Genomic DNA, 24,885 nt, shown 5'->3' on the forward strand with positions numbered 1-24,885 from the left:
CGGTCCGGGCAGCGGAGACAGCGGCCTCACCGTTGGCCGTAGACGGACGTGTTTCGTATACGTGCGCGCCCGTTCCTTCGGGAATGTTCGGGTCAGCGGCGTGCCACAAGTCGCGTGCGGACGGCCTGCGCGACCGCTTCCGCTCCGGCCGGCCGTCGGCGCTGTCCGCCGGGCCGGGGTCCGCGGCGGGCTCCGGATCCCGCGGCGCGCCGCGCAGCAGCTGGCGGGGCATATCCTGGCCCGAGACTCCGGTCGGCCGTTCTCCCTCGGCGAGCGGGAGCTTCAGCTGTCCGTTCTCCGATTCGAAGCCGAAGACGCGCTCGGCGTCGCGCTCCTGGCGCGCCGCCCATTTCCGGACCGCGTGCTCACCGCGGTGAATCAGCTCGCGGCCGTCTTGGCGCTCCTTCACCACGATCATGTCGAGGTCCGGATCCCAGGTGAGGACCGCCAGATGCGCACCGCGATTGCGGCGGTAGTCGATGCCGAGCGTCACGGTCGCGGATACGCCGGCCTCGTGCATGGCGATCACGTAGTCGATGGGCTCGGAGATGTTCGCGTAACCACCGGGACGCCAGTTGCCGCGCAACGACACGGCGACATCCACGGGATCGTCACCCGCCAGCGAGAATTCTCGGGGCTTCGTGGTGGGCTCGTCCGGCTCCTCACCACGCGCACGCTGGTTGGCCGCCGCCGTCGCCGCGACCGCGTACGGCGCGCAATCGCCTTTCAGGCGAACAGCTTCCGCCGCTGCCGACGGAGCCCGGTTCACTGTGGCACGACCGTCACCGGGGTCGACGATCTCGGCGGGCGGCTGCACCAGACCGTCCCGCACCACCCGCTCTATCCGGCCGAGTTCCACCGTGTTGGTCTGGACGGTGGCGGCGGCCCGGACCAGGCTGTCGAATTGTACGAGCCGCGCGACCGACTCGCTTTCTGCGTCCACCAGCCGCGGCAGCAGGTTCTCCAGCAGTGCCGGAGTCAGGTCGGTGGCCTCGGGCACCCCGAGTTCCCGCCGGCGGTCCGGACCGAGCAGATCCATCATGTGGGTCTGCTGGGCGCTGAGAAGCTCCTGCAGTGTCCGCAGCGTTTCGAGGCCGGACTTGGCGCTGTCCAACGGAACGCCGAAGGCGGCGGCCAGGTCCCGCAGTGTGCTGAGGGCACTGTCACGGCGGTCCCGGACCCGCCGCGACTCCTCGATCAACTGATCGAACCGGCGGATCCGTTCCTCGAGGCGTTCGGTCTCCGCCGCCCGACGCTGGTATTCCGCCCCGAGTTCGAGCAGCTGACCCAGCTCATCGCGGCGGCGACCGCCGGCCGGGTCCGCCGCGGCCTGCTGGTGCAGCCAGCGCAGTCCGTCCAGGTCTTGCGGCGCGCCCACCAGCGTGAATTCGTCGTCGTCGACTTTCGTCGCGTAGGTGGCGCGATACTCGTCGAATCGCTGCTGGGCGACGGAACGGCGCGCATGCCAGAGACGGAGCGCCGCGCGCACCGCCTCGACTTCGCGGACCTGCCGGCGCAGCTCGAGAATCTCGGTGACACTGTCGATCACCTCGCGCAGACGCTGTTGCTCCGACCTGGCTTCCTCCCTGCCCAGGGCGAAGGCACTCTCCAAGAGAGTCGACCGCCGGTTGAGTCGCTGTAGGACCTTCTCGTCCAGCTTCGCCGGATCGACGCCGAATTCCTCGCCGGTCCGTGCCAACCGGCGGCCCAGCTCTTCCTGCCGGGATCGGGCGTCCTGGGCGCGTTGAGCGAGCTCGCCGACCAGCGTGAACCGCGATCCCGCGGTCGATACGCCGGTATCGGCGATGGCGTCATCGAGGCTGTTGTCGAGTTCGCGCAGCTTCTGATCGCGCGCGGCGACCACGTCGGCCCATTCGAGCAGCACCCGATACTCGTCTGCGTTGGCGCGCAGTAGGCGCCTGCCCGACTTCTCATCGCTGGACTCCAGCTCCGTCTGCGTGGCGGCGCTGAGATCGCGCAACTTCGCCAGTGTTCGCCGCCCCAGCCGCGGCTGATTCTCACTGTCCGGTTCGAAGCCGTACCTCACGGTGTCGCGGATCGCGCCGTCCGGGACGTAACGCAGGGCGCCGGGCAACGGACGTTCGGCGCGGACCTCCTCGATTTCCTGGGCGGTGGCGGCGATCCGAGCAACCTGCCCGGCCAGCCGACGGAAGTCGTCGACGGACCCGGCACCCTGCTCGGCTCGTGCATGCGCGTCGTAGAGCGCGTCTTCCAGCGCGTCCACCGTGTCGGACCACGCCTCGAGACGACGCAGGTCCGCAAGCATTTTCATGACCGAGTAACGCTTGAAGAACTCGTGGTCCGCCGAGATCAACTCCCGCAGTTCATCGCTGATCGGCTCCGACGGTGACGACGGGGTCTGCGCCCGTACGTCCGCACGCTCCTCGTCGACCCGCACATCGTCGAGCAGATCCTCCTGCGGGATCTCCAGCAACGCCGCGTACCGGCGGCGGTGCAGGACGAGTTCATCGGCCATCGCCGCCAGCACCGGCCCCGCCTCCAGCAGAGCCTCGACCGTCACTCCCTCGGGAATGCTGTACTTCAGTCGATAACGGAGTTCCCGCGCTTGGAGCTCGGCGTCGCGGCGCCGCACGGCCAGCGACTCGGGCAGCACCACGGGCGACTGGGCGGCGGCCGGTCCACTACCCCTGTTCCCGAGCAGTTTTCGCAGCAGCCGGCGCCCGGCCCCCGGTCCCCGGTGGGCGTGCGCGGACAGATCGTCGCCGCCGAATGCGTTCGGCGTCACTCGGCCGGTCGGGTCGAAACGCGCCCCTGCGCGCGGATGCCCGCCGCCGAACGGTGCGAGCCCCGACGCGGGCAGGCCGGGACGGGTGGATCCGGCGCCGATCTGCGGCCTGTCGACTCCCGGGAGTTCGGGCGTGGACGGGCCGCCCGCCGGGCCGCCGGTGAGCTGCCTCGGCTCGGTGACCTCGCCCGCGTCCGGCAGCAGGTAGCCGTACTCGATTGTCTGGTCCCCGTCGGTGAAGCTGCGAGTGACGACCCGGGTGAATCCGTGTCCCAGCGCGATCTCCGGTATCCCGGTTACGGACTCGACCCACAACATCCGGGTCCCCTTGGGAGCCAGGAATACGCCGAGGTCCACGAAATCGAAACGATTCGAAGGGATGTGGCCGATGTCGGCGGCGCTGAAGCCGGGGTTCCAGAACACTCCTGGCCCGCCCTGTCCGTCCGACAGGAACGGGATGGTCAAGAACAGGTCGCGGTCCGAGCGGTTGTGGTGCATCGTCTCGTCCGCCCGGCGCACATGGCCCGCCCCGTCCTCGTCGGCGGAACGCTCTTCCGGAGTACCGGTCAGATAGTCGTCGGCCGCCGTGTACCCGAGCGGACTCTGCGCTACCGCGCCCTTGATCCAGGCCAGGGAGTCGCGGACCGGGTCCGGGTACGGCTCGCTCCAGTACCGCCGAGCGAATTCGACAGCCTTCTCGCGGGTATCGAACATCAATGCCGTAGCGGACAATTCGGCCAGGGCCACTTCATGTTTGCGTTCCAGCGGCAGGGCCTCGAAATCCGCGTCGGAGAGGAGCGGCCGGTATACGAACGGTCCGTCGTTCTCCGCCCGCGGCGCCTCCGGCTCGGCTTCGCCGATGTTCTCGCCGGTCACGATCCGCCCCTGCAGTACCTTCGCCGGTGGCTCGGGTTGGTCGGGCGCATCCGGATCCCGACCACCGTCGGGCGCATCCGGGCGGGCGCCGATCATGCGGCCCTGCCCCAATCCCAGCGGCCGGCGGCCGTGCAACGGAAGCTCCGGATCCCGGGGGCTGTCGAAGACTATGGCGTCCACGTCGCCGACGCCGACACCCGCCGCCTGCACCCACTCGTCGATCGCGTCGCCGAATATCCAGCGACCCTCGACGGCACCGGCGAAACCGTTGTCGTGGACCAGGGTGTCGCCGATCTCCACCCGCCCTCGCAGCTCCGGGTTCTCCACGAGCAGCTTCTCCGTCACCCGGACCACCGCGAACGCGTGATCGCCGAACCGGCCGAGGTTCATCACACCCGCGATCGCGTGTTTGCCGCCGCGGACTTCGGCCACGGCCGCAGCCAGACCCTCGACACCCACTCCGAGGGGCTCGGTACGGAAGTCGGCGTCCAGCCCCACGGCCATGGCCACATCCGACATGCCACGGGCACGCACGATCGCGTTGCCGACCGATTCCGGGCGCATCCGGGCGGCTACGGCCTCGTCCACCACCGCATGAATGACCGCCTGCACCAACGGAACACAGATCTTCGGGTCGGTACCGACGAGATGGTCCGCTGCGGCGGGGGGGCGCTCATAGGCGGCCAGATCCGCGACGGGCGGGTCGAGGGTGGCGGCGGTGATCGGTGTGGCGGTCGCGGCGACAAGCAGAGTGTTCAGTTCCGCGTCCAGCCGATCGACTGTCACCACGGCATCGTGGTACGCCTCGGCGGCGGCCACCGAGCCGTCCAACGAGACGTAGTCGTCGGCGACGCCCTGGGCGTCGGCCGGCAGCGCCTGCTGACGCAGCAGCGCGCGGACCAGGTCGGCAGTCGCGTTCTCTTCGGTGATTCCCAGCTCACCGCGGGCCTCGGCATCGAGGGTGGCCAGCAAGCGCCGGCGCGCTTCCTGCTGACGCTCACGCAGTCCGGTGAGTGCTGCCGCGACACTGTCCGCATCCTTGGACAGCCCGATCTCACCGGCGCCGACGAGGGCGAGTTCCCAGCTGCGGGCGAACACGGCATTCCGAGCCAGCATCAGCTGTTCGGCCTTCAGCTCGAGCTCGGCCGCGCGCAGGGTGAGCTGGTCGGCGGGCTCGGCCGATGCCAGGCGGGCTTCGGCGACCTGCAAGAGCCTGCCCAGCCCTCGATGGCGTCGCGTCGGATCGAAGCCGGTCCGGCCCGGGCCACCCGGCTCGGCCTCGGCGTGCAGGGCACGCAACGCGTCCAGATCTGCCGTCGAGACAGGCAACCGATCCGAATCCTCGGGGAACCAGGTCAGGTGTTCGCCGCGCCGCAGCTCGAACTCCCGCTCCAGTACGGCCTGTTGCGCGGCGATCCGGCGCCGCACTGTCGCCAGTGCCTCGATCCTGTGCAAACGGTCACGAGCGAAAACGAACTCGTCGACAAGCGGCAGCATCGTGTCCACCAGGTTCCTGCGCCGCGTGGTCTCGCGGTCGGATCCGTCCAGGCGGTCACGCATTTCGAGCAGTTGGGTGCGCGCCTGCCGGGGATCCGTCGGATCGATCCCGAGTCCCGCCGCACGCCGCGCCAACTCCAGTTCCAGCCGTCGGACGGTGGCGGCGTTCTCGCTCTGGATCCAGAACAACTCCGGTCCCGATCCGAGCAGGACGGGCTTCCCCCGGCCCACCCTGTTGCGCGCCACGTACACCACGTTCTCTATCTGCTGGCGGTGCCGGCCGATCCGTGCCTCACGTTCGAGATCCGCATCCCCTCCCGTCCGAGGGGCGACCTGCAACTCCAGTAGCGCGCGGGATGCCCGTCCGAGGAGATCGACCCGCTCGGCCAGCCACGCGGCATCGTCCGCCGGGCTCAGGCCCTGCTCGCGGAGAATATTCCCTTGGTGCAGAACATCTTCCATCCGATCGACCCAGAAGAATTTTTCGGTGAAGGTTTCGATCGCCTCGATTTCCTGCCCGGCACGCACGAAGAAGAGGTGCCGCTTGGCCGCCGCGGCCACCTCCGGATCATCCGAGTCGGCCAGATGGTCCAGCCACTGCTCTTCGTCACCCGAGAACTCCGAGTCGTCGAGATCGGGTCGGCTGAACAGCGCCGCCGCGGCCTCGTTGGCGCGGTCGTTCCATTGCGCTCGTTCCGCGGAGTCCTCCACCAGCAGCAGACTCGGATTCAGACCCGCGGGGAGGTCCAGGTCGTTTTCCCGGTCGATGCGATCGGCCAGCCGCAGGCTCAGCTGCCGGAATTCGTCCGCGTACTCGCGACGGAGACGGTTCAGCGCCTCGATCGGTGCGGCCAGTGACGGCACAACGGACGCGGTGGGGGCGGCGTCCGGCACGGGAGCCGAGGGGATTTCGGTCGGAGCTGGATCCGACAGCCAGCCTGCGGGCGGCTCCGGGTCGATCCGGAAACCCTCGCCGGCCAATACATCATCGGCCAGCGCCTCCGCCACGAATGCCTCCGCACCGTCGACAGCGACGACCCGGATCACCGGCGGCGCCGGGGCCAACGGGTCTTCCGCCAGGACTCGCCGAGACTCGGCCAAGCCCGCCAGATCCTCGGCCAGCCGCCGCGGGTCCATGCCGTTCCAGGCGATCACCGCCCGATCGCGGCCCAGATCATTGCGAACCGCGTGGTAGCCGCGAGTCCGGTACAGCGCCGCCCGCAGCGCCGCCGGCGTCGGCTCCTGCGCGGACACGAAAACGGTGATGTTCGAGGCTGTTCCGGTGTCCGCGGACGATACCGCCGCCCGGTCCGACGGATCCCCGTCCCCCAGCGGCAGTGCCAGCGGTTGCAGATCGCCGGACTGCAACGCCTGCATCCAAGGTCGGGCCAGGGCCAGAGTGTTCACGAGCTCTTCGAGCCGGGACAGTTGTCCGTCGTCCGGCGCCGACCGGTCGGGGTCGGACAGTTCACGCTGCAGCCGCAGATCGCCCAGTTTCAATTCCAGCGCCCGCAGCACAGCGGCCGCGCGGTGCCGGCCCACGATGCCGTCGGCCGCCGCGACCGATTCCGGCCAGGTGCCGACGAACGCGGCCCGCTTCGCCTCGTTCCACTGCGCCCACTGCCGGGCGACATCGCCGACCGTGAGGTCCGGATTCCCGATCAGCTGTTCGTCGGCTTCGGCGATCGCCCGCGCGGCCTCGGTGATTTCGGCGCGAGCACCGAAAAGGCTCCGCTCAGCATCGGAATCGTCCGGTTCGGTCTCGGTGGGCACGATCTGCTGGACCGCACCGGCCAACCTGCCATCGGCTGTCGCGGCGGCCAGTACGTCGGCACTGCCGACCAACTCGACCTGCCGCGAATTCGCGTCCCGGCGCGTCGGCGCGTCGCGGGCCGCGTTCTCCGCCTGCCACACCGCGTTCATGGCCACAACCCGGTGGGCCAGATCGTCGCCATCGAATCGGACCAGGTCGACCGAGTGCGGCGCCCGGGCCCGGGCCGCGCTGTCGAGATCGATTCGCACCACCGCGAGAACTGCGATCGACGCCGCGCTCTCGCGTTCGACGCCGAACAACCGCAGAGCTTCCAACGAGGCGTCGGATATCCCACTCAGTTGCTGGCGAGCGGTCCTCGGCACATAGCCGGTGAGGTCGGTCGCGTCTTCGGGCCCGTATCCGAGCACAAACCGGCCACGGGTGCGGGAATCCGATGGACGCGGGATCGACAACACCGAGATCGTCGGCTGCCCGGGGGTCCGACCGGCTTGATCGCCGGCGTCACGCAGAGCGGCGCTGAGTGCGTCCAGCTCGTAGAGCATATCGAACTGGTCCGTCGTATCGGCCCACGCCCGCAACCGCGCCAACTCCGCCCGGTTCACCTCGTCACGCACCGACCACGGAATACCCTCCGCCGCACCGATGACCTCCGGGTGCAGTATCCGCAGCACCCGCTTCTCGGTGTCGCTGCAGTCGGCCCAGAGTTGCCGATTGACCAGCGCCTGCGCGCGCGCTTCGTCGACACTGCCGGTCGCCAGCATATCCGAGACATGCGCCAGCCCGGCCCGGTCCAGCACTCCGCGCACCAACGCCTCGGCGGACACGGGCAGGTCGCCGCCCCGATAGTGCGCGGCTTGCTGTGCGGCGTCGAAATTCGCGATCGACTGGTCGAGCTCGTCCCGCAACTCGTCCAATTCGCGGACGAGATCGAGGTGTTCGCCGACCAGCTCTTGCACTCTGTCGATCTGCTGGCGGGCCTCGCGATTCCCGGGTGCGGCGCGCAGTTGCGCGAGCAACTCGGCAGCTCCTGCCGCATCGGTGTAGTCGTGCCCCAGAGCCATATCCAGCCCCGCGAGTTCCTGCCCGATCCGGTGCCGCACACTCCGCTGCACCGCACGCTTTTCCTCGAACCTCAGTACGAAGGCCTGGAACATCGTGCGTTCGGCTTCGCTCATCGGGTCGAGAGCCTGCCCCGCGGCGTCGAAGACTATTCCCTGCGTGAGCAGCACCTTCGACTGTTGCTGCGGCGGGAAATCGTGGACGACGACACCGTTCCAGTCGACTACCACCAGACGCCCGTTGTCGTTGACGACCACATAGGTGTGTCCGTCATCCTCGCCACCGATTTCTCCCGAAAGAGAATCGGTCACCGCGATCATGCTTCCCGGGCCCGACTCGATCAGGGTCTGCGCGACCGCGTCGTGATCAACGAAATCTCGCGGCCGACCACCCAACGCGACAGCCAGCTCCAAACCGGTCGCGCCATCGCCATCTCGTTCTAGCAGTCGGATGTTCGGGTTGCCGGTCAGCGCCTTGATCACCATGACAGCGGCGGGCATGCAGAAGCTGGGCAGCGAACGCAGCGGTCCTTCTCGCCGGTACGCAACGGCCTCGGAGATCTCCTGATCCAACTCGGCCACCAGCGCCGCCGCCTGTGCCAAGGCCTCGGCGATCTCCGCCGAGTCGGCGAGATCATCCACGCGTCCCTGGGCGAGGTCGAGTTCGGCGGCCTGGAGCAGGGAGTCGGACCGGTGGCGGTGCCATGCCAGCAGCGCTCGCAGTCGGCGGGCATTCGATCCGTGCAGTCGGTCGAGTTCCTCGGTGAGCAGCTGGTGCCGATGGAGGGCCGTCCACAGGCGACGCCGCGGATCTCCCTCATCGAGCGACGCGGTCTCCGCGAACTCGCGTACCGTGCGAGCCCGGACTGCTGGATCCGACAGATCTATCGGACGACCGATACGCGCTGCCGCGGCTTCCGCCTCTGCCAACCACTCGGCCCGGTCGAGGGAGATGAGATACATCAGCCGGGTGTCGTCGTGCCGCTGTCCCAGGTCCGGCAAGCTCACGGATTGTGGGACAACTGGATTCGCGGCGTCGTTCGGCTGCACCGGCGTGCCGACCGAGTCATAGACGACGGCATACATCCGGGTGACGTCGAAACGCGCGCTGTAGCTGGGTGAGCGGAAGTCGGAATCGGTGTCGAATTCCGACACTTCTCCGATATGCCGGGCGACCTTGACGAGAACTCCGTCCTGGTTGGTCACCACATAGCGGGCGATGGCGCCGTCGGGCTGCACCTCGACAACCAACGCCGACGCCTTGGAGCCCAGCGCAGTCAGCGTCTCGGCCAGAGTCTTCGGCCCCGGCACACGCAACAGCCTGCCCCGTGCTCGCGCCTGCAGCACCGTATCGGGCAGGCCTTCCCAGCCCGAGTAGTCGACGAGATCCACTGCGTCGTAGCCGTAGATGTCGACCAGTGTCCGCAGAGCCGCGCCGCCGTCCCCGATGCCGGCCCCCTGCACGGCGCCGGCGATATCGGCTCCAGCAGGCAGCACGGCTGGGTTCTTCAGTCCGGCAGCCAGCTCCTTCTCGAGGATGCGTGCCTGCTCGGTGGACTCGCGCAGGCGCGTCGCGGCGTCGACCACACTCCGCAACTGTTGAGCCTGGTCGAAGTCGCCGCTGCGCTGCGACCGGTCGGCCTGCGCGGCCATCCGCTTGCCCCGCCACTGTGTATCGGGCACCTCGACACCCGCCTGCAGTGCCGAGCGCCGGGCCTCGGCGGTGCGTGCCACCCGCGCCACCAGGGCTGTGGTGTGCCGAGCGCTCACTACATCGAGCCGGCGGAAGGCCTCGACCGCGTAGCCGTATCGCCGCGTCCGGTCGATCAGCGAGGATCGGCTCTCGGCGTCGAGGACATCGGGCCCCGTATCCTCCAACCGCCGCAACACCTCGTCCACCGACAAATCGCTGGATCCCAGTATTCGAACAGCCTGGAGATAGCTGTTCCGCAGATCGGCCAATTCGATCAGGGCCGCCTGCTGCCTGCGGTTCAAATCCGCCAAGCGCTGGGCTTCCGGCAGCGCGCCGATCATTCCGGCCATGCCGATAGTCGGGCGTTCCTCCAGGCCGACGACCGGCTCGAGCTCTGCGTCGAATTCGATGCCCCTGATCACGGCGTCGCTGTCCGCGGCGACCCGCTGCATCCACGCGGCGATCGCCTCTTCCCCGACGAGCCAGCCACCGTTGCGGGCCGCCACCGGGTCGGCATTGTCGAACACCACCACGTCGCCTACACGCAACTGCGGATTCGCCGCCGCCAACGCCGCATTCACGCGCATCACCGCGAACGCGTGGGCACCGGTCTCGCCGTAGTCGATCACACCCGCGACCGCGCCCCGATCGTCACCGTCCGTGTCCACCGCGGCCACCGCGGCCACCAGTCCGTCGACACCCCGGCCGTACGGACGCTCCCGCCACCCGGCCACCAACCCGGCGGCGAGATTCCCATCGGTCATCCCGTTCAGCACCAAGTTGTCGGTCAGCTCGGCCGGGACGATCCGGGATCCTTCGCCCAGCAGCTGCTGGAGCCGCAGCTGCACCTCGCGACCGCAGACCAACCCGCGCTGACCGTGCAATCCGTCGACGATCATCCCGTCACCCAGCGCTCCGGGGGGCTCCGCCTCGAGGAGAGCCGACGCTGCCGGTGCGCCCAGCAGATCTGCGAAATCCGCACCGACCTGGATGTTCTGCACATCCGCGTCGGCCTCGAATTGCTCCAGTTCGGTCGGAGCCGAGGTCCGGTCGGCCCTGCCGACCGCCCAGTCGGCCTCGGACACCGTCACCCCGGCAAAGCTCAGGGCGGTTCTGACCCATACCGTCATGACCCGGTTGCCCGGCTCACCCGATATCGACACATGCGCTCGGCCGGCGAGTTCGGTCGCGGTGACGCGGAGATGCCGGTCGACCGCCTCCAGCGGGGCCTCGGCCTGCGCCAGGGCAGCCGTAGCCGCTTCCAGCGCGGCGCGCGCCTCCGCCAGCGCCGTATCCCGCGGGCCCTCGGACTCCGCCAGCGCGGTCTCGGCCGCAGCCACCGCGGCCTTCGCCGCGTCCAGTGGCGACACCCAGTCCCGGGTCAGCCGCCGGATTGCTTGCTCCAACGCGGTGATGCGTTCCGGACGGCGGGCTTTGAGCTGAGCGGAAAGTTCCACCACCGGTGTTTCCGAGGCCACCAGCGACAGGCTCGCCTCGGGGAGCTCGGACGCGGCGTGCAGATCCACCCGGTACACGGTGCTGCCGGATTCGTCGCGGTCGGTGCGAACGCCGTCGGCGAGGTGGAGCTCACCGAAAGCCGCATCCAATACGGCATCGGTCGCGGCCACCGCCGCGGCCCGGGTCTCGGCGTCGATATCGTTGATCTCCGCGAGCAGGGCGCTGGTTCCGTGGAAGTCGGGGTCAGCCGGGCCGATCGAAGCCTCGGTGTGCGCGACGCCCGGCCGGAAGATGGCGAACCACACCACCTTGCGGTACGGACCCTGCTCGCCCGGAGCGAGCGGATGGGCACCCAGCTGATCCATCGACTCGCGGACCACGAGGCGACCCCGGTTCCGCTCGAACTTCCGATCCACCTGGGTGTCGGCGGCGGCCGCATCGGAGCCCTCGGCGTCGTCCGCATCGTCCGCCTCGTCCGCGTCGAGATCAATGTCCAGATACGCGTTGATGAGGGAGCCGATATTGCCCTCGTCGGTAATCGCATCGAGCTGGTACTGCTCCGGCGTTTTCACCTCGGCAGGCATGGGCGGCGGGAATCGGGTACTACCGTCGAGGACTTCGACCAACACCCGCCCGGGCACGTTCGCATTACCCGGAACGCCGATGACGGTGGCCCGGACGAGGACTGGGCCATCGGTGTGGTTCAGCGCGTTTCCGCCCCATTCGGACAGCGCTCGACGGGCATCCTGGATCATGTCTTCGGGCAGCTTCTGGTTCTTCAAGAACTCGACCAGCCAAGCCCGAACCTTCCCGACATCGGCCTCCCGCTCGTCGGGGCCGACACCGACGAGCAATTGGGCACGTCGGCGAACGGGAGCGTCCGGTCCAGTGGTCGGCCGCTCGACGAACTCGAACCGGAGCGTGTCGGCGTCGGCAGTGGATTCGAGCTGCCAGCGTTCCGCCGTCCCGGCCATTATCTCGGTGGCCGCCACCATCGACTCGTCGGACAGCGCGGCGCCGGTGACCACGACGTCGACCTGCACTTCGCGGCCGCCCGGGGTCCCGTGGATCTGCGGCCGAACCGTCACCCGCGCCTGCGGGGTGTCGGCGAAGAGAGCGTCCACCACCTGCGCCAGCAGCGCAACCGCGGGCGGGGCGGTCCAGCCGTACCAGCGCATCTGGTCGGCGAAACCCTCCAGCACCTGCGCGCGATGCTGTTGCCAGGTCTCGTGGTCCAGGGCCTGGGGGGCTATCTCTTCGATGGCGAGCCGGGCGGCGGCCACGACCTTCGCCTGCTCCGCGGCGGGCAGATCTTCCTCGACGGTCAACCCGTCGAGCGGGCGCATGTTCACCGGTGTGAGGGTGGCCCCGGGCTCGATTCGGGTCTCGGCACGCGGCGCGAAGATCCGCTCGTGGATCCGCGTTTCCTGGATCCGAGCGGCGACCAACTCGATCGCCGACGGCGAGTACAGGTTCGCGCCCGCGTCACGCTCCACCAGCGCGGCTCGCATCGCCGTCCGGGCCTCGGTCAGGTAGACCTGCTGCCAGTGCTGCGGCAGCTCGTCGAACGTCAGGTTCGCGATATCGATCTGGTCGCTCTCGAGCGTTCCCCCCGGAATCAGCGAGCCGTCCGGCATCCGACCTTGCCGGCTGTAGCTGCTCTCGGATTCGCGGAACAACTCCCGGAATGCCTCGTGCGTCCGGCCCGCGATGCGCCGGGCGATCGCCTCGAAGTCCACCCGGGCCGCGGCGTCGGGCATCGACTGTTCCGCATCGGCGCTGTCGCGTTCGCTGCGACCGACATCCTGCACGAGCGCGTCCGGGTTCGTCAGCATCCGGACCTCGGTGACGAAGGCCTGGGTGGCCCGGCGTTCCAGGATCGCCAGCTCCTGTACCGGACGTTTCGCGGCGGCGGCGATCACGCTCAGGTCGCGCCCGTGTTCGAACCGCTGCCGCACTATCCATCGCTGCGCCGGCGGCAGTTGACGCAACGCGATCCGCAGCGCTTCCGGTGCGACACCGGCCAGCGGGCCACCGGGCAGCCGCGCCGCCGTGGGCTCGTAGGGTGCTGCCGGCAGGCTCGCGAGCTGGGTCTCGGTCATGGGAGCGCGCTGGACGAACGCCGCCCATACCCGTTCGGTGAACATCTGGAACCACCGGTGCTCTCCCAGCACGCGCTCGACCTGGTCGTCCAGCCAGGACCGCACATTCCGGTCCGGCGGCAGCGTCTCGGCGGCGATCCGGTCGAACACCCGTTCCCGCAGCCTGCCGGCCAGGTCCTTGTCGTCGACCTCGGTCTCCAGCGAGGCCAGCACCAGACGGTCGTAGTGGGCGCGGAGCTCGCGCAGTTTCTTCGGGTCACCGGATTGGGCCGCGCGCACGAGTTCGCGGCGGGCCTGTTCCGTGGCGTCCGGCTCGACCGGAGCGACGGCGCCGTCACCGAAGCCGTGTGTGGTCGGTCGGGCATGCCCGCCGCCGTCGCCGCCCGCGTTCTTCGTCAGCAATGCCAACGGCAGCGTGGCGATCGTCATCATCAGCGTGCCGAAACCGGGCGTCCTGGGCCGTCGCGCGGCACCCGGCTGTTTCTGGTCGAGCAGGGTGTAGCCGACCAACCGTGCCGCGGCGCGGATATTCTGCTCGGTGTCCGCCCCGACCCGATTGCCGCTACGCAGCTTGCCGACCGTGGTGGTCGAGTAGCCGGCCACCCAGGCGACCGCCGCTTGGGTCGACGGCCCCGGCAGGCCGCCCGGCCCGGCCGCGGCCCGGATCGCCTGCGCGACTTCGGCATCGACCCGATCGGCGCGACCCGCGAGCAGATCGACGACATCCACCGGGTCCACCCCGGCCTCGGCGGCCACCTGCTTCGCCCGGCTGCCCTCGGGCAGCACCGCCAACGCCGCCTCCACCGACTCGCGGGCGATTTCGGTGACCGGTGCTTCGGTGTCGCCGTCGCCGACGACCGCGGGCGGTACGCCGACGGTGGGCCCGGACAGCGCGGAGAACGGCGCCGGCCCGATCATGGCGAGCAGGCCGCGCCCGTCGTTCGGGTTCGCGTCCCAGTCGGTGAGTTCCTGGACGGCGTCGAATACTCGGGCTCCGTCGCCGGTTTCGATCGACAGACGCCCGTCGAGGAACAGCGCGACGACGGCCGCGTCGACTCCGGCGGCAGCGGCGATATCCGCCGTACGCTGCCGCGCCGCGCGCATCCCGGCGGGCAGATCGTAGTAGCTCAGCTGCAGGGCGGCGGCCAGCGCGCGACGGTGCGACGGGTCGCGCACCGGTTCACGCCGGGACACCACCTCTCGCACCGTCTCGGGCGTGACTCCCGCCGCGGCGGCCACTTCCTGCGCCGTGGCCATGGGATAGGGATCGGTCTGCGCGCCCCGATCCACCGCCGGGGCCTGCGGCAACACCAATCCGTGCTGCCGCGCCGCGTCCGCGACGCCGCGCGCGACCTCTTCTGGCACCGGAATGCCCTTGATCACGCACAGGACGGTCTGCGGCGAGACCCCGGCGTCGGCCGCGACCGCCTGCCAGAGCGGCAGCTGCGGCAGGTCGTATCCGATGTCCCGGGCCGCCGCGCGCAACAGCTGCGCGGCCCGCTTGGGCACCTTCCCGCCGGCCAGCGCGGAAGGCTCCCGGGACCCGGGCGCAGAGGGCACCGGCGATGCCACAGCAAGAATTCTCCGGCGGCCGGAGTCCTGATCCGAACCATATATGTCATCGGTGAGGTTCCCGAGCGAGTCGCTCTCGGGTTCCTGCTCGGATGACCCGTCCCACAACCACAGTGAGGTGGTCTCCGCGACCAGCTGTTCCAGCCGCTGAGCCTTTTCTGTGCCGGGCTCCGGCACTTGTTCACTCAGCCGGTGGTACTCGTCGGAGTACGCGAACAGACGTGCCCGTTCGCTCTCGGACAACCGGTGGCGCGGAACACCCGCCTCGTCCAGCACGATCGCCTGGGCATACGCCACATCCCTGCTGCCGTCAGGCGGGAAGTCGTACAGAACGATGCCGTTGTTGTCGACGACCACCAGCCGGCCATGGATGGACTTCACCAGGTACGCGTGCCCGCCGGGTCCCTTTCGATGGTCACCGTAGGTCACCGTCACCACGGCTGTGCCATTGGCCGGAATCTCGTTCGCCATCGCTTCCACATCGGTGAACTGCTCCAGCTTTCCGCCGATCGCGGCACTTATTTCGAAGCGGTGGGTGCCCTCCAGCGGGGTCGCGCGGTCCAGCAACCGGATGTTCCGGTTACCGGTGATGGTCCTCGCCCCCAGAACCGCATCGGGGGCGCACGGCCCGAGTCTCGTGTCGGGCCCCGCCGGTTCGGGCACTGGCAGGCGGGCATCCAATGCGGCGTTCACGGCCCCGTCGAGCCGCTCGACCTCGGCGGCGGCCCGCGCGGCCTCGGCGACGAGCCCAGTCACCTCGGTGGCCTGAGATTCGGTGAGATCCGGCAGCGCCTCCGCGGCGCGGAGCCGCGCGGCGGCCGCATGGTGCTCGAAAACAGCCTGCCAGCGCTGATTTTCCAGGTCGAGCAACCCGGTGAGTTCGGTGTCGATCTGTTCATGCCGACGCAGCACCTGGATCAGTTGGCGGGCCTTATCCGCTCGCTCCCTGTCGGGGCCTGCCACGAGCTCGGTCAGTTCGGCCCGGATGTGTTCCAGACGTTGCGGGTTCAGCCTCAGCCGGAGCGACGACGCCAGGCTCAGGGCTTCGCGCCAGGCGTCCCCACGTTCGACAACGGTCGCGGACAACCGGCCGGCCTGGTCGAATCGACTCGCCGAAGAGGCGCGGTCGGACTGCGGCGCGGTGTGCCATTCGGGGTCGACCGGGTGGACCGGTGTGCCGTCCGGCCGCAACAGGACGGCGAAGGTGGCCGTGTCGTGCGCAGACCTCGCGGCGGGTCGGTTCACCACCGCGACATCGTCGGCATCGATTCTGACGATGGTGTCGTTGCGGTTGGTGAGCACGTAGCACCGGGTGTCTCCGTCGTTGGTGCGCTCCATCACCAGAGCCGAAGCTCCCCGCCCCAGCCCGGTCACCCGGCCGGCGAGATCCTCGAGGCCGGGGAACTGCAGCAACCGCGCGCGGAGGCGGGTCTGCAACCGGGCCGCCGGGGTGTCGCCGCTCACGGTGTCGGCGGGCGCCACCGCACCGAGTCCGTGCAGGTCCGTGATCGTGCGCAAGGCGGGCGCCAGCTGCGCTCCGTCGGTGACGTCGCCATCCTCGAGCGGCGGCACCTCCAGCTCCGCCAGTCCGAGTTCCAGCACCGGGACGACGTCCTGGATCTGTTCCTCCGCGATGCGCAACGATTCGACGGCCGTGGCGAATTCGGCCGAGATGGTGGCGTGCGCAAGCCGTTGCTCGTCATCCCAGTGCCTGGTGTGCGCTTCGACCACTGCCGTGGGCGAATCGCCCGCGTGCAGCTCGACTCCGAGCGCGGCCGCTGTCTTCGACACCGTTTCCAGCCAGTGCGCCCGGTCCACCAAGGCGGTAGTGAGGGCGGAGCTCACCACCGCCGACCACGCATGCGCCCGCCGCAGCCGGTGGTAGCGGTACACCGCCTCGACAGCGGTTCGCAGCCTCCGGTCCGTGTCCGCGACGCGGTCGCCCAGTTGCGCGACATGCGCGGCTACCGATTGCGTCGCGTCGAGCCCCAGCAGTTCGACCGACACGGCATACATCTGCTCAACGTCGGCCGGTTCCGCGTCGAGACTCCACAGGCCGTGGGAAATCGCCGTCAACTGCGACGTCAGCCCCAGTGGGCGTTGATCGAAACCGGGGCGCTGGAGCCGCAGGCCGACCGGCTGATCGGGCCCCAGCTGAAGTGACGGAGCCGCACCTCGCTCCAGCCGGTCCCGCGGTGCACCGTTCTCGCGGAAGACGAGCCGGCGCACTTTCTGCACACCCCGCCCGGCGTGCTCCACCCACTGCCAGACGGCATCGTCCCCGACGATCCACCCGCCGTCGAACACGGCGACCTGGCCGACCCTGCCCTCCAACTGCGTGTATCGACTCGCGAGCAGCTCGTTGACCCGCACGACCGCCACCGCGTGCTCGAAAGGCTGTCCGGCGATCTGCAACACGGCGGCGAACATGCCGATGTCGTTGCCGTCCAAGCCCACTCGGCGCACCAACTCGGCCAGCCCGGCCCGGCCGGCCGGCCACGGATCCGAATCCCAGTCCGCGGTCAAACCCTGCGCGAACGCCGTCCCGGTCATGCCGTCCATGGCGATCACCGGATCGTCCTCGGCGGCGATATCCATCTGGGCGGCATGCACCCCGGCGCCGACCGCGATAACGGCCTGCACCCACGGGCCGCACAATGGCACCTGCGGATGGTTGTCCTGGAACGAGTAGGCGGCGGTGGAGGTATCGGACTCCGGCGCGGCCTCGGTCCGGATCGCGGTCGGCACGGCCGGGGGCCGGGGCGGCTGGTAACCCCCGGCGAGCTCGGCCAGTACATCGTGCAGTCGCTCTTCGGCTACCCAGCGACGCATATCCTCGGCGAAACCGGCCATCTCGGGGTCGAGTTCGGCGACCTGCTCGTTCAGACCGGCGAGCAGGTGGGCCCGCTCCAGGAACCACCGCAGCTCCGCATCGGCCGCCGCGTGCTGCTCCACGGATTCGACCAGGGCGCGCAGATCGGAGTAGAGCTCGGGCTGTTGTGCCTGCGCGAAATCGCGCTGCTGCCGCAACTCACGCAATCCCTCGGGCCCCAGGTCGGTGTCCGCCGGCCGCCCGAGCGCGCGAAGCGTGTCAGCGATGATCGCTCGCGACGCGACGCGCGTCTCGAAGGCCTCCGCCAGCCTGGTTCCCATCGTCTCGAGGGCGTCGATCCGGGTTCGCGACCGCAGGTGGGTGATCTCGGCGTCGATGACCGCCAGTTCCGCTGCCCAACCGGCGAGTTCGGCCGCCCGGCGACTATCGGACTGCGTCTCGGCGAGAACCGCGAGTCGGGTGGCCCATTCCTCTACCTGGTGCGTGTCCATGCCGACCAGATCGCGCGACCGCTGCCATGCCTCGATCACCGGCTGCAGGGTTGCGTCGCCTGCTGCGTCGGATATCGAACTCTGCAGGGATTCCGCGATCCGCACGGTCAGCACATGCCGCCTGGCGAGCGCACCCGCCGCCTCCAGGCGCGTCCCACGATCATCGAGCCCGGACCAGAAGGCCGGGTCGCGCCCGCTCAGCAGCTGCCGATCCAGATGCACGCCGATGGCATGCACGGTCTTCAAACGCCCGGCGAACGCGTAGAGCTGCGCCAGGGCCGCCTGATGCTCGACTCCGGTGACTCTGGCAGCAAGGCTGTCCAGCGACTCGTCGATCCGATCCGGATCGAGGGCCCCGGGACGCAACCGAGCGGGCAGTCCGTCGATCGTCAGACCGCGCACCACATTTTCGATGTCGGCACGGATCTGGTCGAACAGCTGGCGGTAGTCGTCACGCTGGAACATGACCTCCCGCCTCGGGTCCGGGAACCAGATGTCGTCTCGGCTGGGCCAGCTGGCCGAGTCGACCTCGTCCCTTCCGGCGAGCATCTCGATCGCACTGTTCACCGTGTGCTCGCCCAGGCCCGCTCCGAGGAGGTGGCTCTCCGGTCGCCGCCCGTAGGGATGGAGCTGGCGCCGCGCACTGTTGTCCGCCACAACCCCGAGCGCCAGCCGCCTTCCAGCAGCGGGACGCTCGGCCGCCGCCGCGCTGTCGCCCACGGGCACCCGAACCGTCACCACCATCGCCGCGGTGCCCTTCGGTAGCTCCCCGTACCCTCGCCCGGCCACCGACAGCGCCGCGGCCGCGCCCGCCTCGGTGTCCAGTTCGAGCCGGTTCACCTGGTTCGCGGTGTCCGGGCTCCCCAGCCCGACAGTCATCTCCAGGGCGCCGTCGGGCGTACGGTGCAGCGACACCAGCAATGCCTCAGTCGGCTCGATCTGCTGTTCCGACAACTGCTGCCGGACCGAGGACATCATGCGATCGACGGCTTCGAGTTCGCGGTACCGCCGCTCTTGCGCGGCGTCGAGGCGCTCGCTCACCCCGGAATCGATCCCGGCGATCCCACGGAGTTCGGCGAGCTCGGCGCGCATCGCTGCCTCGGTGCCGGCGGAACGCACCCGGTACGGCAACCCGACCGCACTCCCCAGCACGTCCGGGTGCCACTGCATCAACAATCTCCGGACGTAACGCGGCCACCCACGCCATGCCGCCGCGTTCCTGGCGGCCACCCGCTCCGCCTCCTCGAACGACGCGTTCTCGGGGAGCCGCATGGCGTCGAGACTCTCGATCCCGGCCCAGCGCAGCGCGGCCTGCACGATCGTGTCCGGTTCGCCCGCTTCCTGCCACACGTTCGAGTACAGGGCAGCGGTCGTTTCCCGCTGACGCGCCAGCAAGCCCACCCGCGCAGCGGTCAGCAGCTCACGTGATGGCAGGTCACTCCAGAAAACGCCGAGCTCGGTCTGCTCGGCCGGGGCCGGTCCCGCCAGGTCCGCGATATATCCGGCCAATTCCAGCGGGTCCTGCCCGAACCACAGCACCGCCGCGGTGGAGCCGCCCCGACCGCGCACCACGTCCTGCATCACCGCCTCGAGCGCGGAATCCACCGAGTCGTCGATATCACTGTGGACGACGTGCAGGGTCGGATCCACCGCCGACCGCACATCCACGCCGACCTCGATCACCACATATCGCGGCTCATCCAGTTCCAGCCGTAGCAGTCGCACCGGAGGATGGTCGTTCTGGTGGGTCGCCCACCGCTCCGCGACGAGCAACCGGTTGATCCACTCGTCGACTTCGGCCAGCCGCGACGTGTTCTCGGCGGTGGGCTCCCGCCCGGCCAGATCATCCCGCATCATGCGCAAGCGAGCCCGGTTCAGCGCGTCCGCCATCGAATCCGGCAGGAGTTCGGCCGTGGGAAGCTCTTCGCCGGTGGCGACCGCGACAAGCTGCGACCCGAGATCGGTCAGGTGGGCGAGGATCAGCTCCCGCTGCTCGTCGGTGAGATGCCGCCAGCGCCGATCCATCGCATCCACGATCTGCTGCCGCGCCTCGTCCGGATCCTCCGGCGCCGGCAGCCCGGCGTTCTCGGCGGCCAGGTCGTCCACCGACTGCCGGAACTCCGCCCACGTGGCCGGAGCCTCCTGCCACCGCTCACCCAGGTCACGCACGGGCGGCAGGGCAGCCCGAGGCTCGACATAGGGGCGTGGCGGCAGGTTCGCGGCGCCGTCGCCCCCTGGACTTTCCGCCGTGGGCGGTTGCCCGGCCACCGGGATCTCGACCAGGTTGCCCTGCTCGTCCAGTGCACCGGGCATATCGTGGTACGGGCGACCAGCGGACTCTCCCTTGGCCAACGGGCGCTGGGGAACCCACTTGCCGTCCGCGTTCCGGACGAGCCGGATGGCATGCAGCTTCCCGCTCGGTTTGGAGGACCAGCGGGCGAACGGGACATCGACGACCTGATGGCCGTTGCGCTCGTGCACCCACACCCGGCCGTCCGTGCCCCGGTAGAGCACGAACATATGCGCGCCGGTGCTGCCGTGGGTGACGGTGCCCATGACGATCTCGCCCTTTGCGGCCAGCTCGCGCATCTGCTCGATGTTCGCGAATCCGTTCTCGTGCCACTTGGCGCCCATCCGCGCGGCGATATTGGAGGGCAGCAGGCCGTCGAGATGGATCTCGGAGTCGGACATCGACGGCAGATCGATGCCCTCGACACCGAGGAAATCGGAGGTGAACCACATCGCGTCCGCCGCGCAGATCTTCGGCGCCCCGTCCCGGTGCGCTTCCTGCGCTTCGCTCGGGAACCCGGACCATTCCACAGTGCCATCGACACCGTCGAACGCCTCCGACAGCAGCGCGGCAGCCAGCAGATCCTCCGGCGAGGAGGCGACCGTGTCCGTAATTCCATCGGTCGGAGCTTGCGGCGCCGTTGTGCGCAGCGCGACCTCCTCCTCGAGCGGTGTCGTGGTGATCCGCTCGAGCGCGGCATCGATCTGTGAGTCGAGGTCGGCGACGAGGTCGGTCTGTCTCGCGGTCACGGCAGCGGCACGGTCACCTGCCAGGGTTTCCAGTTCGCCGGTTTCCTCGACCAGTGCGCCGAGCTGTTGTTCCAGCCGGGTGTGGGTGTCGACGAGCTCGAGCATCGTGTTCAGCAGGTCGGTGCGCTGTGACGCCACGGACGGCGGCTCGGTCTCGACGGCCGATCGGGCGACCAGTTGCTGCCGGGCATCAGGTCCCCAGTGGACGTATTCGGCCTCGGCCGGGAACTTCGCGACGAGTTGTCGCAGCGTTTGATAGAACTTGTCCTTGGCCGTCAGCAATTGGATCTGGGTCTCGCCGAGCATGCGGTTCAACCGGCCGAGGAGTTCGGTCCTGCCATGCGCGGTGCGGAATTCCTCGACGTGGGTGAGGAAGGCGTTGAGGGCCAACAGCTCATGGGCAACGGCCACATCGGCCTCGTCGTGTCCGAGATCCTCGCGCAGTCGCGCCACCGTTCCCATGATCGACATCGCGGCCACCCGCTGCTGGGACAGCGCCTCCGGATCGACGTGCAGCCAGCCGGCCACCACGGCGGCGAGCTCATCCCGCCGCAGGTGATACGGTGCCAGATCGGCCGCCGTGACCTTGGACGGATCGAGGTGCCGCTTCGACGGATGGGGCTCCCGCCGCGTCCACGCCTGACGCTCGGCCTCGTCGTTGAGCCGATCCAGGTGATCGCCGAATTCGGGATGGTCCGCGACAGGTGGGCGTTCCTCCAGTTGTAGGACTATTTCGGCCAATCGGCTGTCGAACAGATCACGCACAAGGCGCTGTCGGATCTCGGGCCGGCCCTCCCTGTCTCCCGACAACGGCGGCAGACTCAGGACGGCGTTCAGATCCGCCGCCAGCTCGGCGAGCCCCGCGGATTCTCGTACGAACCGCTCGTAGTCGTCCCGGGTGTCCCGGCCCCGGGGCTCGTTCATTTCCCGCAGTGCGGCGTCCAACTGGATGAGTCGATGTCGCCGAGTGGCATGGCGGTCGATATCCGCGACCTGCTCCGTCAAGAGGTGCCAGCGCCGGAAGTTCGCCTGCACCTCTGTTTGTTCCGGGGAGGCGAGCAGCCACGCCGGACCGTTCAGTTCGTGCTCGGCCAACAGCGGGTCGGCCAATACTCTCACCAACCGTTGCCGCTCCGCGGCGAACCGACCCGGGGCGGCATCCTCGCCGAGCCGAAGCCGGGCCACCACCCCGGCGAACTCCGCACGCGCAGCAATCATCCCGGCTTCCAAGGCGATACGTCCGGGTCCCGGGTCCATCAGATCGAGCCAGTTCAACTCGACCTCTGCGGCCGCATTCTTCAAATTGGCGACCGCGACGGTCCGATGCCGCACAGCGGCGACCGCGATGAGGACCAGGGCCTCGTGCAAGACATACGAATGAAGGCCCGAGCTTGTCTGGGCCACCACTGAGAGGTCCGGGAACTGCTTGCCCGACAACATAGACGCCACGGCCTCGGCCTCGAGGACCGGGGTGACCGCATCGAGCACCTCGGCCAGATCGAGGCCCGAACTCAGCAACGTCACCGCTTGCGGGGCTTCGGCCGTATGCTCCCGGTGCAACCGCACTGCCCGGTCGAGTCCCTTGTACAGCGGCTCCGCGTAGCCGAGCTGGGTCACGACGTAAATCCTCGTGACGTTGTCGGTGTCGCCGAGCGCGACCGTCAGACCGTCCGATTCCAGCACCGACACCTCGGGGCGACCCGGCAACCGGTCGGCCGAGCGCACGAAGTCTCGCAACAACAAGTCGATGTTGGTCAGTTCGTTCAGTTGCCGCCGGATTTCCGGATCAGCACTGCCGGTATCGCGTTCCTGCTGCTCGGCCAGATCGGATAGCTGCCGCAGCTGGTCGGCGTACCGCAGCATGCCGGCGATAGTGCGCGCCGAGATCGGCGCTCCCGGCAGCCTCGCCACCAGATCGCGAGCAACCAGGGCGACGTGTTGTAGTGCATGTCGACCGCGCCCCGCACGGACCAGTGCCTCCTCGAGCTGCCACGCAGTCGGTTCGGCCCCCAGTGCGTCGCGCAATTCCTGCGCCAACTGCTGCGCCTGCTCCAGCGCTCCGTCATCGATCGTGGGGTCCTCGGTGATCTTCTGCAGCACCCCCTGCGGGTCCCACGGATCGTCGACGTGCCTGGACCGATACTCACCGTCGAGGTTCCGAGCGGCGATCCCGACCACGTCGCTGCCGCCGCGGCGCCCGTACAGCACCACATTCGGCCGCCGCGCGCCCTCGTGCCGACTCTCGTAGACAGTGTTCGCCATCGCGACGTGCGCCACCAGCCGCGCGGCATCCCGTTCGACCCGGGCGTTCAGTACCTCGCTCCACATGGCGGACACGCCTGTGTGAGCGGCGAAGTCGTAATCGATCGTCATGATCATCGCCACCGAGCCGTTGCCGGTCTGCTGATGGCTGCGCAGAATGTCACCGGCCTCGATCGCAGCCTGGTCGATACCGTGCTGGTCGGAGGCCGAGCCGGCCTCGAACCAGATCAGCGTGTCGGCATTCGCGACATCCCCGATGCCCATCCGGACCTGCCGACGCCCACCGCTGTCCACTGCGACGCCCCGCTCACCCGTATCGGGCACCTGCTCAGTAGCCAGCAGCCGCACTTGCTCGCCGGGAACGGCATCGCGCAAGGTGTCCGGGATGGCCGACACCACGGCCTCGTCGACCGCCTGCAACTGGTCCTGCGCATGCGACTCCAGAACGTCGGAGGGCAGGGCAGTGATCATCTGCCGCAGCTGCGGATACCGGTCCAGCAGTTCATCCTGCCGTCCCGCGGCTTCCGCTCTCTGCCACAGCTGGGTGATCATCTCGCCGAGGCGGCGAGCCGAGGCGGCGTCCGCCGGTCCCTGCGCGACCAGATCCGGTAGATCCATGGTCTGCAGACCAGCCCGTTGCAGAGTGTCGCGCACGATCGCCACGAGCTCCGGGGATTCGTTGTCGATCTCGAACCAGATCTCCCGGCCCGATTCGGTCCGCTCCATCCCGGACCGGTACCACTGCCGCCGCTCTTCGGGCTGTTCCGCCGTGCCGACGAGCGCGGTGCCGCGATCCGACATGGTCACCCGCAGCCGACCCGGGACCGCCTTGACCTGCAACTGGAAATCACCACTACCGGATTGCCGCATGACGGCGGCGATATCGTCGATCTCGGTCACCAGGTCGGCCACAGTCCATACCGGCCAGCCGCGCAGCTGGTCGACCAGCATGTTCAGCACCGCATCGACCGCGACACTCTGGACCGGAGTGCTGGGATAGGTCACCATCATCGACTGCATCGGCCGGGATTCCCAGATCGCCGACTCATCCCGGCCGGGCCGATTTTCGATCGGGGCGGTCGCACTGTCCGCAGCCCAGGTCGCATCCGACTCGGTCAGCCATTCGGTGAGCCGGTCGTGCAGCCGGCCCATCGCCCAGGTGGCACGGGAGCCGTTCGCCACCTCGACATGCCGGTAGCGCGCGACGATCTTTCCGTTCTCTCGCCGCAGCTCCAGCTCGACCCGCGCCGGCGCGCCCGGGCCGAAATCCACGGTGAGGGCGACTGCCACGCCGGTCGGCATGGCCTCGATACCCGCGACACGCCCCAGGAAACTCATGCCGTCCACGCGGAACAGCTCATCGGCGTTCACGCCGCGCGTCCGCAGCACCCCGTCGGGGGTGAACTCTTCCGGAAGGTCCGCCACGGCGCGGAGCCAGAGGGCCCCTGTCCCGTCCTCTGGTT

1 protein-coding gene (cut by both window edges) is annotated in these 24,885 nt (G+C 69.1%); it reads right to left on the reverse strand.

All 24,885 nt of this window come from inside a single coding sequence — locus OG804_RS08290, M3 family metallopeptidase, on the reverse strand. Of the gene's 122,418 coding nucleotides, 47,554 precede the window and 49,979 follow it; the stretch shown corresponds to coding positions 47,555-72,439 (codon 15,852, partial, through codon 24,147, partial); reading right to left, the first codon wholly in view occupies nucleotides 24,881-24,883. Both the start codon and the stop codon lie outside the window.

Origin of the sequence: Nocardia sp. NBC_00416 (assembly GCF_036032445.1) — a bacterium.
GTDB lineage: Bacteria > Actinomycetota > Actinomycetes > Mycobacteriales > Mycobacteriaceae > Nocardia.